12 protein-coding genes are annotated in these 10,681 nt (G+C 72.3%); 2 read left to right on the top strand and 10 right to left on the bottom strand.

The genetic code is table 11. The annotated features are described in order from the left end of the window. A partial coding sequence (locus A5643_RS18600) for a hypothetical protein (RefSeq protein WP_231995451.1) occupies positions 1-76 on the bottom strand: 76 nt, incomplete at its 3' end. A 25-nt stretch (positions 77-101) separates the two neighbouring features. Beyond that, complete coding sequence (locus tag A5643_RS04575; protein WP_231995449.1) at positions 102-701, bottom strand: TetR/AcrR family transcriptional regulator; 600 nt, start codon at positions 699-701, stop codon at positions 102-104. 79 nt (positions 702-780) lie between these two features. Between A5643_RS04575 and A5643_RS04570 the strand changes: the two genes are divergently transcribed. Further along, positions 781-3,828: an MMPL family transporter gene (locus tag A5643_RS04570; RefSeq protein ID WP_066852393.1), complete on the top strand. Its 3,048-nt coding sequence runs from the start codon at positions 781-783 to the stop codon at positions 3,826-3,828. Positions 3,829-3,854: 26 nt separating this feature from the next. Continuing rightward, positions 3,855-4,631: an S-methyl-5'-thioadenosine phosphorylase gene (locus A5643_RS04565; RefSeq protein WP_066852405.1), complete on the top strand. Its 777-nt coding sequence runs from the start codon at positions 3,855-3,857 to the stop codon at positions 4,629-4,631. A gap of 6 nt (positions 4,632-4,637) precedes the next feature. On the opposite strand, the gene menE is transcribed toward A5643_RS04565, so the two are convergent. The 8 genes from menE to A5643_RS04525 form a co-directional block, all read right to left on the bottom strand. Then, entirely contained in the window at positions 4,638-5,759 is a 1,122-nt protein-coding gene (menE, locus tag A5643_RS04560) for an o-succinylbenzoate--CoA ligase (protein WP_502686205.1), read from the bottom strand. 14 nt (positions 5,760-5,773) lie between these two features. Further along, positions 5,774-6,103, bottom strand: a complete 330-nt coding sequence (locus tag A5643_RS04555; protein ID WP_066852392.1) for a DUF3349 domain-containing protein — start codon at positions 6,101-6,103, stop codon at positions 5,774-5,776. A 56-nt stretch (positions 6,104-6,159) separates the two neighbouring features. Continuing rightward, complete coding sequence (locus tag A5643_RS04550; protein WP_066852389.1) at positions 6,160-6,456, bottom strand: hypothetical protein; 297 nt, start codon at positions 6,454-6,456, stop codon at positions 6,160-6,162. Then, a complete protein-coding gene (locus A5643_RS04545; RefSeq protein WP_082948722.1) occupies positions 6,453-7,691 on the bottom strand; it encodes an inorganic phosphate transporter in 1,239 nt (412 codons plus the stop codon). Before A5643_RS04545 ends, A5643_RS04550 begins: the two co-directional genes overlap by 4 nt. A gap of 82 nt (positions 7,692-7,773) precedes the next feature. After that, positions 7,774-8,169 (bottom strand): VOC family protein, encoded by a 396-nt coding sequence (locus tag A5643_RS04540; protein WP_066852386.1) that lies wholly within the window; start codon positions 8,167-8,169, stop codon positions 7,774-7,776. Positions 8,170-8,181: 12 nt separating this feature from the next. After that, on the bottom strand, positions 8,182-9,069 hold the full coding sequence (locus A5643_RS04535; RefSeq protein WP_066852384.1) for an SDR family oxidoreductase: 888 nt from the start codon (positions 9,067-9,069) through the stop codon (positions 8,182-8,184). 260 nt (positions 9,070-9,329) lie between these two features. After that, positions 9,330-9,986: a biliverdin-producing heme oxygenase gene (locus A5643_RS04530; protein WP_066852382.1), complete on the bottom strand. Its 657-nt coding sequence runs from the start codon at positions 9,984-9,986 to the stop codon at positions 9,330-9,332. A gap of 89 nt (positions 9,987-10,075) precedes the next feature. Further along, a complete protein-coding gene (locus A5643_RS04525) occupies positions 10,076-10,642 on the bottom strand; it encodes a TetR/AcrR family transcriptional regulator (RefSeq protein ID WP_066852380.1) in 567 nt (188 codons plus the stop codon). Between the last annotated feature and the right edge of the window lie 39 nt (positions 10,643-10,681).

The following is a 10,681-nucleotide window of genomic DNA, read 5'->3' as shown; positions in this document are numbered from 1 at the left end:
CGGCGATCACCGGGGCGACGGCGTTGGGCAGGGTGCGGGGCCGGGCACCGGCGATCCACTGGGCGAGACTGGCCACCGCACGATCCTGTCATGGCCGCCGGTCAGGACCGGGCGGGCACCGCGGTGGACAGCAGCACGTCGAGTTCGGCGACCACGTCGTCGAGCGGGCCGGTGGAGCGCTGGCTGCGGCACAGCACCACCGCGCCCTCGATGGCGGCGACGGTCATGGTGGCCAGCCGAGCGGCCCGGTCGGCGTCGACCCCGGCGTCGACGAGCACCGACCCCAGCGCGTCGTGCCAGCGGTCGAAGATCGCGGCGGTGGCGCTGCGCAGCGGTTCGTCGTCGGGGGAGCCGCCCACCGCGGCCGACACGATCGGGCAGCCGGCCCGGAAATCGGAGTCGCGCAGCGCTGCCGCCCACAACTCGCCGAATCGGTGCAGCGCGGTGCGCGGATCGCTGGCCGCCAGCTGCTCGACGACCCCGCTGAGCCCGTCGCCGGCCAGCCCGAGGGCTTGGGCCATCAGTTCGGCGCGCCCGCCGGGAAAGTGGTGGTACACCGAGCCGCGCGGGGAGCGGCTGTGGGTGAGCACCGCGTCGACGGTGACCGCGGCCGCCCCGCGCTCGCGCAGCAGGGCGATGGCGCTGGCCAGCATCTTCGTCCGCGTATCGGTGCGCGTTCCCACGTCGGTCCCTTCGCTCACGTGTTGCCCGTACCGCGATTATGTTATGTTGCCGAGCATAATTTGTCGACGGTGACACACCCGGTCGAGGGAGAATCCGATGAGCGGCACCCATCACCTGGCCGCCGCAGGGGGCCTGGCCCGCCGCTGCGCCCGCCACGCCCCGTGGGTCGTGCTGCTCTGGCTGCTGGCCGCCGGCGCCCTCAACCTGGCGATCCCGCAACTGGAACGCACGGTCGCCGAACACTCCGCGCCGTTCACCCCGGAAAGCGCCACCACCGACACCCTGCGGGAGATGTCGCGGGATTTCGGTGTCCCGGACTCCACCGCGGTCGGCGCGGTGGTCCTGTCGGCCGATCGTGACCTGGGCCCGGCCGACACCGACTACTACCACCGGCTGGTGCAGCGGCTGGTCGACGACCACGACAACATCGCCTACGTGCTGGACATGTTCGGCACTCCCGGCCTCGAGGACCTGGGCCGCAGCCCCGACGGCCGGGCGATCCAGCTGATGCTGGCCACCACCGGCGACGTCGGCTCGACCCGCGCGCACCGCTCCACCGAGGAAGTCCGCGCCACCATCGCCGAACTGCCCCGCCCCGACGGCCTGCAGGTGAACTTCACCGGGCCCTCGCCCACCCTGTCGGACCTGTTCGCCGCGATCGACACCTCGCTGCTGATCATCACCGCGGTCTCGGTCGGGTTGATCACCCTGCTGCTGCTGGTGGTCTACCGGTCGCTGCTGACCGCGCTCGTCCCGCTGCTGACCGTCGGGATCTCGCTGGGCGTGGCCCGACCGATCATCTCGCTGCTGGGCGCACACGAGTTGCTGCCGGTCTCCAACTTCACCATCGCGCTGACCACCGCGATGGTGTTGGGCGCGGGCACCGACTACGGCATCTTTCTGCTGGCCAGCTATCACGAGGGCCGGCGCCGCGGCACCGCGGTCCAGGACGCGGTCGCGCGTGCCGGCGCACGCACCGCCGGCATCGTGCTGGCCTCCGCGCTGACCATCGCCGGCGCCGGACTGGCGATGATGTTCACCAAGATCGGGATGTTCCGCACTGCCGGGCCGCCGATCGCGCTCGCGCTCGCGATCACCACCGCGGTCAGCCTGACCCTCACCCCGGCGCTGATGGCGCTGTGGGGCAGACGCGGCTGGGCCGAGCCCCGCCCGCTCGACGAGCGGGCCTGGCGCCACCGCGGCGCCAACATCGTGCGGCACGCCCCGGCGCTGGCGGCGGCCACCCTGGTCTTCCTCGTCGCCACCAGCGCGGCGCTGCTGACGTTCCGGCCCAACATCGACGAGAACGCGATGCAGCTGCACGCCACCGACAGCAAACGCGGCTACGAGGCGGTCTACCGGCACTGGGGCGTCAACGAGGTGGCGCCGGAGTTCCTGGTGATCCGCGCCGACCACGACATGCGCAACACCGCCGACCTGGCCGCCCTCGACCTCATTGCGCGGGCGGTGGGCAACCTGCCGCAGATCGCCTACGTGCGCTCGCTGACCCGGCCCGACGGGCGCCCGCTGGCCGAGACCGCCATCGGATATCAGACCGGGCAGGTCGCCGACGGCCTCGCCGACGCCCAGCACCGCATCGACGACCAACTGCCGGCGCTGCGCCGGCTGGCCACCGGCGTCACCGAGCTGCGCGACGGCGCCGCCGACGCCGCCGACCGGCTCCCGGCGCTCACCGACGGAGTCCAGGACATCACCGCGCTGGCCCGCACCCTGCTGAGCACCCTGGACGCCGCCGACCGGCTCATCGCCACCGTCTCCGACGGCTCGTTCGACGTCGCCGCGGCGGTCGCCACCCTGAGCACCGCCACCGCGGCGCTGGAAACGACCACCGCGGGCATCACCGCCGACCGGGACGCGGTCGGCGACGCCGCCACCGCCTTACACGCGGTCTTCGATCCGCTCACCGCCGCCGACGCCCCCGCCGGCTGCACCACCGACGCCGACTGCCTGCGCGCCCGGCGCGCCTTCGCCGACCTCAACGACGCCACCGGCGGCCGGGCGCTCGCGGCGATCACCGGCGCCCAGTTGCTCGCCCCGCTGGCCCCCGACGAGACCGTCGCACCCGCGGTGGCCGCCCTGCCGGAGCTGCGGGCGACGCTGACCGGCTTGCGCGCACTGCTCGACCGGCTCGGCGAACGCTCGCCCGAGCAGGCGCGCGCCCAACTCGACGCACTCACCGCCGGGGTCAGCGAATTGACCGACGGGATGGGCCGGCTGCACGACGGGCTCGAGCAGGTCAAAGCCGGCACCGACACCATGGTGGGGCTGACCACCGAACTCAACGCCGGCCTCGACCGGGCCTCCGGCTACCTGCGCGGCCTTTCCGAGCACACCCGCGACGGTGCGGGCCGCGGTTTCTACCTGCCCGACGCGGCGCAGGACGATCCGCGCTTCGCCGCCGGGGAGCGGTTGCTGATCTCCCCGGACGGGCGGACCGCGCGCATGATGGCGGTCTGGGCGGTCAACCCGTACGGCCACGACGCGCTGGAAGCGGTCCCGGCGGTGGTCGCCGCCGCCCGCCAAGCGGTCACCGACACCGTGCTGGAACACGCCGAGATCGAGTCGACCGGGCTGGCGTCGCTGTCGCAGAGCCACCTCGATCAGACCTGGCGCGACTTCGCGCTGTTCGGGGTGGTCGCGGTGATCGCGGTGACGCTGGTGCTCATCGTGATGCTGCGCAGCCTGGTCGCGCCGCTGTTGATGATCGGCGCGGTGGTGTTGTCGTTCGGTTCGGCGGCCGGGGTCACCACCTTGATCTGGCAGCACATCATCGGCATCGACGTCGACTGGTCGGTGCTGCCGGTGGCGTTCATGGCGCTGGTGGCCGTCGGCGCGGACTACAGCATGCTGTTCGCCGCCCGGATCCGCGAGGAGTCGCACAGCGGTGTGCTCAGCGGCATCATCCGCGGGTTCGGCAGCACCGGGCAGATCATCACCACCGCGGGGGCGGTGTTCGCCTTGACGATGTTCGCGTTGACCAGCGGCACCGTGCTCAACCTGGTGCAGATCGGCTCGACGATCGGCATCGGCCTGCTGCTCGACATCACCGTGGTGCGCACCTACCTGCTGCCCGCGGCGATGAGCCTGCTCGGTGAGCGGATGTGGTGGCCGGCGCGCCGCTGAAACCCGTCATGCGCACAATGGACGGCATGCTCGGAGTGATCGGCGGCAGCGGCTTCTACTCGTTCTTCGACTCCGACGCGCGCACCGTCGCCGCCGACACCCCCTACGGGGCGCCGAGCGCACCGATCACCATGGGCACGGTCGGGCAACGCGAGGTGGCGTTCCTGCCCCGCCACGGCGTGGCCCACGAGTACACCGCGCACACCGTGCCGTACCGGGCCAACCTGTGGGCGCTGCGCAGCCTGGGGGTGCGACGCATCCTGGCGCCGTGCGCGGTCGGCAGCCTCACCCCGAAGTGGGGGCCGGGCACCGTCGTGGTGCCCGACCAGCTGGTCGACCGGACCCGCGGGCGCGCCGACACCTACTTCGAATCCGGCGGTGTGCACGTCGAATTCGCCGACCCGTACTGCCCGAGTCTGCGCACCGCGGTCACCGGCCAGGACGGCGTGGTCGACGGCGCCACCATGGTGGTGATCCAGGGTCCGCGGTTCTCCACCCGCGCGGAGAGCCGCTGGTTCGCCGACGCCGGTTTCGGGCTGATCAACATGACCGGCTACCCGGAGGCGGTGCTGGCTCGTGAACTGGAAATGTGTTATGCACCAATCGCTTTGGTCACCGATTTGGACGCCGGTATCGAAGTGGGCAGCGGGGTGCGCACCGTCGACGTGTTCGCCGAGTTCGCCAAGAACATCGGGCCGCTGAAAACGCTGGTGCGCAACGCCCTCGACGAGGTCAGCGACGAGGACACCTGCGCGCACTGCCGCGCCCACGAAGGGGTGGAGTTGCCGTTCGAGCTGCCCTGAGGGCGGTCAGCCGCCGAAGCGGCGGATCAGCGCGGCCCGGTCCACCTTGCCGATCCCGCGGCGGGGCAACGCTTCCAGCAGGTGCAGCTCGCGCGGCGCCGCGGTGGCGTCGAGCAGCCCGGCCAGATGCGCGCGCAGCCCGGCCAGCGTGGGTGGCGGCTGGCCGGCGGTGGGCACCACCGCGGCGACCACCCGCTGACCCAGCCGGTCGTCGGGCACCCCGAACACCGCGACGTCGGCGACCCCCGAGTGGTCGGCCAACGCCGCCTCGACCAGTTGCGGCAACACCGTGAGCCCACCGGTGCTGATCGCATCATCGACACGGCCGAGCACCCGCAACCGGCCCGAATCATCCAGGGCGCCAACATCGTCGGTGAGGAACCAGCCGGGTTCGGCGAACGGGTCAGGCGACGGCGGGTTGCGGTAGCCGCGCGCCAGGGTGGGCCCGCCGATCGTGATGCGTCCGTCGGCGGCGAGGCGCAGCCGCACCCCGTCGAGCGGGACGCCGTCGTAGACACAGCCGCCCGCGGTTTCGCTCATGCCGTAGCTGCGCACCACCGGCACGCCCGCGGCCTCGGCGGCCGCCCGCACCGGCGCGGGCAGCGGCCCCCCGCCGACGAGCACCGCGTCGAGGCCGGCCAGCGCGGCCCGGCCGCCCGGATCGACCAGCGCCTTGGCCAGTTGCGCGGCCACCAGCGCGACATACCGGCGACCCGAGCCCATCTCGGCGACCGCCGCGGTCAGCGCGGCCACGTCGAAGCCGGCCGAGACGTCCAGGGCGACCGGAACGGTGCCGGCCAGCACGCTGCGCACCAACACCTGCAGCCCGGCGATGTGGTGCGCCGGCAACGCCAGCAGCCAGCGGCCCGGCCCGCCGAGGCGCGCATGGGTGGCGGTGGCGCTGGCGGTCAGTGCGGCCGCGCTCAGCAGCGCCCCCTTGGGCGCTCCGGTGGTGCCCGAGGTCGGCACCACCAGCGCGATGTCGTCGTCGACGGGTGCGCCGGCCCGCAACTCCGGGGCGGGCGGCGTGTGGGGGGCCAGCGGCAGCAGCGCCGGCGCGCGGCCCTCGAGTACGGCGGTCAGGTCGGGCAGCAGCGCCAGGGCGGCTCGACCCGGCCCGACCGGCACCGGGCGCAGCGCGGCTATCGGTCTGCCCCGGGGTTTTCCCGGGGTTGCTCGGGGGCGGCGCCGCCGCGGTCGTCGAGCGGCCAGCCCTTGGCGGCCAGTCGGTCCCGCACCCGGGCGATGTCGTCGGGGGAGGGCAGTTCGTCGGTGAACTGGGTGATGGTCACCCCGATGTCGACGTGGTCGAAGTCCCCGCGCTGCATCAACTCGCGGGCCACCTCTTTAACCTCGTCGCTGGTCAGCCGCCGCGACAGCAGCGCGAGCAGCGGGATGTAGTCGGTCTGGGGTACCCCGTCGGGGTACCCGGCGCGCAGCCACGCGACGATGGCGTCGAGGAATCGGTTCACAGCTTCAACTCCCGCTCCACGGCACGCGGTCACCCTGGCTCACGACGCCTCCGATGCTACGTGCCCGACCCGACCGCCTGGGCGCCCAGCACATGCCAGCCGAAACGGTGGGCCAGGAAATCGCGGGCGATGTAGAGCACCCCGATCACCACGGCGGCCACGACGACGGCGAAGATCAGCCAGCTCAGCGCGACCTGCACCGGGTTGCGGCGCGGCACGGCGCCGTCGGCGTCCGGAGCGGCCGGCGCACCCATCCGCACCCCGACCGCGAACAGCGCCGGCAGGGCGCCGCCGACCAGCAGACCGAAGACCAGGATTTTGAGCGTCGCCGAGAGGTTGATCCAGGCGCTCACCGCGCGGCGACCTCCCGCACCGCGGCCAACTCGGCGACCGAGTCGGGAACCGGCACCGGTGCCAGGCTCTCGTAGTCCGGCGTCGCCGCCTTGTCGGCGCCGATCCCGCCGGTGAGGCTGCCCTGCCAGTCGTCGTTGACGTTGGTCGGGTCGATGCGCACCCGCCGCGACCGCAGCCAGATCACCAGGGAGGCGCTCGCCAGCAGCGCGAAGCCCAGCACCACGCCCAGGTAGCCGCCGATCGCGTGCACCAACAGGTAGGTCAGCGCGCCGACCACCCCGGCCAGCGGCAGGGTCACCAGCCAGGCGGTCACCATCCGGCGGGCTACCCCCCAGCGCACCTGGGCGCCGGGCTTGCCCACCCCGCTGCCCAGCACCGAGCCGGTGGCCACCTGGGTGGTCGACAGCGAGTAGCCGAAGTGGCTGGACAGCAGGATCACCGCGGCGGCGGCCGACTCGGCGGCCATGCCCTGCGGCGGCTTGATCTCGACCAGGCCCTTGCCCAGGGTGCGGATGATGCGCCAGCCGCCCATGTAGGTGCCCGCCGCCATGGCCAGCGCGCAGGCGACGATCACCCACAGCGGCGGCACGGTCGCCGACTTGGACACCGCGCCGTAGGACATCAGCGCCAGGAAGATCACGCCCATCGTCTTCTGGGCGTCGTTGGTGCCGTGGGCCAGCGAGACCAGCGCGGCCGAACCGACCTGGCCGCGGCGGAAGCCCCGCTCGGTGCGCTTCTCGTCGAGGCCCCGGATGATGCGGTGCACCAGCGCGGTGCCGACGGCGGCGACCAGGATGGCCAGCCCGGCGGCGAGCACCGCAGGCACCAGCACCAGCGAGACCACTCCGGTCCACAGCACGCCGTGGCCGCCGACCGCGGCGATCATGGCGCCGACGATGCCGCCGATCAGGGCGTGTGAGGAGCTCGACGGGATCCCGAGCAGCCAGGTGAGCAGGTTCCACACGATGCCACCCACCAGGCCGGCGAAGAGCAACTCCAGGGTGACCAGGTGCGCGTCGACCAGGCCCTTGGCGATGGTGGCGGCCACCGCGGTGGACAGGAACGCCCCGATCAGGTTGAGCACCGCCGACATCGACACCGCCGCCTTGGGCGAGAGGGCGCCGCTGGCGATCGAGGTGGCCATCGCGTTGCCGGTGTCGTGGAAGCCGTTGGTGAAGTCGAAGGCGAGAGCTGTGATCACGACGATGATCAACAGGAACAGCTCGAGGCTCACGGGCTCATTCTCAGGGTCGGGGGCGGCGTTGTCGAATGCATCGGTGCCAAAAACCGCGTGTGTCGCGATTCGTTGCCAGATGTTACCCCGCAGTTAACCTCGGATCACGGCGAAGGGGGTGGTCGTCGGGCACCTGGACGAAGATCAGCGTGATTCCATCGGGGTCGGTGATGTGCATCTCATGCAGCCCCCAGGGCTCGCGTCGCGCCTCCCGGGTGATCGCGACCCCGCGGGATTCCAGTTCCGCCTGGGTGGCGCGCACGTCGCGCACCTGCAGCCACAGGGCGCCGGGAAACGGGGGTGTCGCGGTCGCGGAGGTGCCGTGGCCGGCCAGTTCGATCAGCGATTGGCCGGCGAAGAACACAGTGCCGGCCCCGTATTCGCGGGCGATGGCCAGGCCGACGCGGTCGCGGTAGAACTCCACCGATCGTCGGTAGTCGACCGGCCGGAACAGGACTCTGCTGGCCAGGATCTCCATCGCGTCCTCCCGTCAGTTGCCGTGGCGGCTCTCCGGTTGTCCTTTGAGCAGGGTGTTGACCCAGCCGGGGCCGACGACGTCGAGGGCGCGCACCCCGACGGCCAGCCGCGGGGCGATGCGCACCGGGCGGGTGCGCGCGGCGGTCACCATCCAGTCGGCGGCCTCCCCGGCGCTGAGCGCGGGCCGGTCGGCGAAGGCCTTGGTCGGGGCGATCATCGGGGTGGCCACCAGCGGGTAGTACAGCGCGGTGGAGTGCACGCCGCGCCCGCCCCACTCGGTCTCCATCACCCGGCTGACCGCGGCCAGCGCCGCCTTGGACGCGTTGTACACCCCGAACAGCGGGGAGGCCTCGGTCATCACGCCCCAGGTGGCGACGTTGATGATGTGGCCGTCGCCGCGGTCGATCATCCCGGGCGCCAGGCCGCGCACCAGCCGCAGCGGCGCGTAGTAGTTGAGCGCGATCGTGCGTTCCACGTCGTGCCAGCGCTCCAGGGACTCCTCGAGCGGGCGGCGGATGGAGCGGCCGGCGTTGTTGACCAGGATGTCGACCCCGCCGAAGCGCTCGATCACCTCGGCGACGAGCTTGTCGACGGCGTCCATGTCCGACAGGTCGGCCGGCAGTGCGGTCGCACTCCCCCCGCCCGCGGTGATCCGGGCGACCACCTCGTCGAGCAGCTCCGCGCGGCGCGCCACCGCGATCACCGTGGCGCCCTGGCGGGCGAAGCGTTCGGCAGCTTCCGCCCCGATGCCCGACGACGCGCCGGTGAGCAGCACCCGCTTGCCGGACAGCTCGACGGAGTGCGCGGCGGGAGAGTAGAGCCGCAGCTGCGGGGCGAGCGGGGGCCGCATCGCGGCCAGGGTGAACTGTTCGGTCAGGCGGCGCAGCGGGTTTTTCGTCACCCCCGAAGTCTAAGGGGCACTGCCGCGGGGACGTTCTGCCGCTCGCGCGTACCGGTTCGGCTCCCGGCCGTGCCCCGACCCCGCCGACTGCGCCGGCCGCCCCGCCAACCCTCGTACCCCCGTCCCGTGCCCGGTCGTATCCCGCACCGAACGTGTCACCACTGCGAAAAAACACCGAAAAACTGTGCGCCAGTGCACGATCGGCGCAGCGGGCGACGTGAGCGCAGGTTCGACGCCGCCGCGGGGCGCTGCGGCGTCGGTCAGCGCCGGTAGGACGGCAGGTTCTCGGCCAGTTCGTCGAAGAGCGCCCGGTTGAGGTGGAAGGCGACCTTGACCTCCTCGACCATGGCGTCGATCGCGTCGGCTTCGAGGGGCAACGCGTCGAGGCGGGCGCGGTAGCCGTCCTTGTAGGGCTTGGGTCGCATCGGGAACCGGTAGAAACTCAGCCCGGCGCCGTCGAGGTCGAACGCCCGGTTCAGCAGCGCGCCGATGGCCTGCCCGCCGGAGAGGTCGCCCAGGTAGCGGGTGTAGTGGTGGGCGACCAGCGCGCCGGCCCAGTCCGCGCCGGTGAGGCGGTCGCGGTAGGCGCGGGCGGCGGGGGAGTCGGGCACCTCGGCGGTGTCGCGGCCGCACGCCGGCGCCCAGTGCGCCAGGTCGGCCTCCAGGGTGGTCAGCCGTTCCAGCGCCGGGTCGTAGACGGCCGCCAGCAGCGGGTCGGCGCGGTGGGCGCGCACGGCCTGCTCCAGCGCGGTGTAGATCATCCGCAGTCGCAGCAGGTAGTCGGTGTAGCCGTGGGCGTTGATCCGGCCGGCCAGCAGTTCGGACATGAACGACGAGTGCTCGGCGGCCTCATGCTCGGCGGTCGTGCCCTCCCGCAGCGCGACGGAGAGCGGGCGGACTGCCTCGAGGGTCAACATCGGATGGGCTCCCAACGATTGTGCGATCGGCGCAATGACAACTTGTCAACACGATACTGACAAGTTGTCGACGTGGGAAGTGGGGGTTGCTACGGCGTGGCGCCGAGCGCGCGCAGCACGAACCGTTCGATCGCGTCGGCGGGCAGGTCCCGCGGCCCCAGGCAGGCGTGGATCAGCGACAAGGTGGCGGCCATGTCGTCGACCACGAACAGCCGCTCGGCGATGCCGGCGTCGAGGATCTCCCGCAGCACCCCCTCGATGGCGGCGACGTGCTCACGGATGGCGCCCATCGTCTCGGCGGACAGGGCGCCGTAGAGCTGCCGGCCCAGCCCCATGTGAAATTTCTCCCCGGCGTCGACCTGGTGGCGGATGTAGACCCGCAGCCGGTCCACCGGGCTGTCGACCTCGGCGAGGCTGGTGCGCAATCCGTCGATGTAGCGGCTGGTCTCCTGGGAGGCGAACGCCACCACCACCGCCTCCTTGCTGGGGAAGTGGTGGTAGATCGCGGTGCGGCCCAAGCCGGCCTCGGCGGCCAGTTTGGCCATCGTGATCGCGTCGAAACTCTGCTCGGCCATCAAGGTGGCGAACGCGTCGAAGATGCGCTGTTGGATGCGTTCGCGGTGCTGCTCGACCGAGCCGGCGGTGATCCTAGGCACGCCGCGACTCTAGCCGGGACCGCCGTTCACCGGGGCAAA

Origin of the sequence: Mycobacterium sp. 1274756.6, from assembly GCF_001668625.1 — a bacterium.
Lineage (GTDB): Bacteria > Actinomycetota > Actinomycetes > Mycobacteriales > Mycobacteriaceae > Mycobacterium.
Note: the sequence above shows the minus strand (reverse complement) of the source record. Positions and strands in the feature narration are given on the sequence as shown.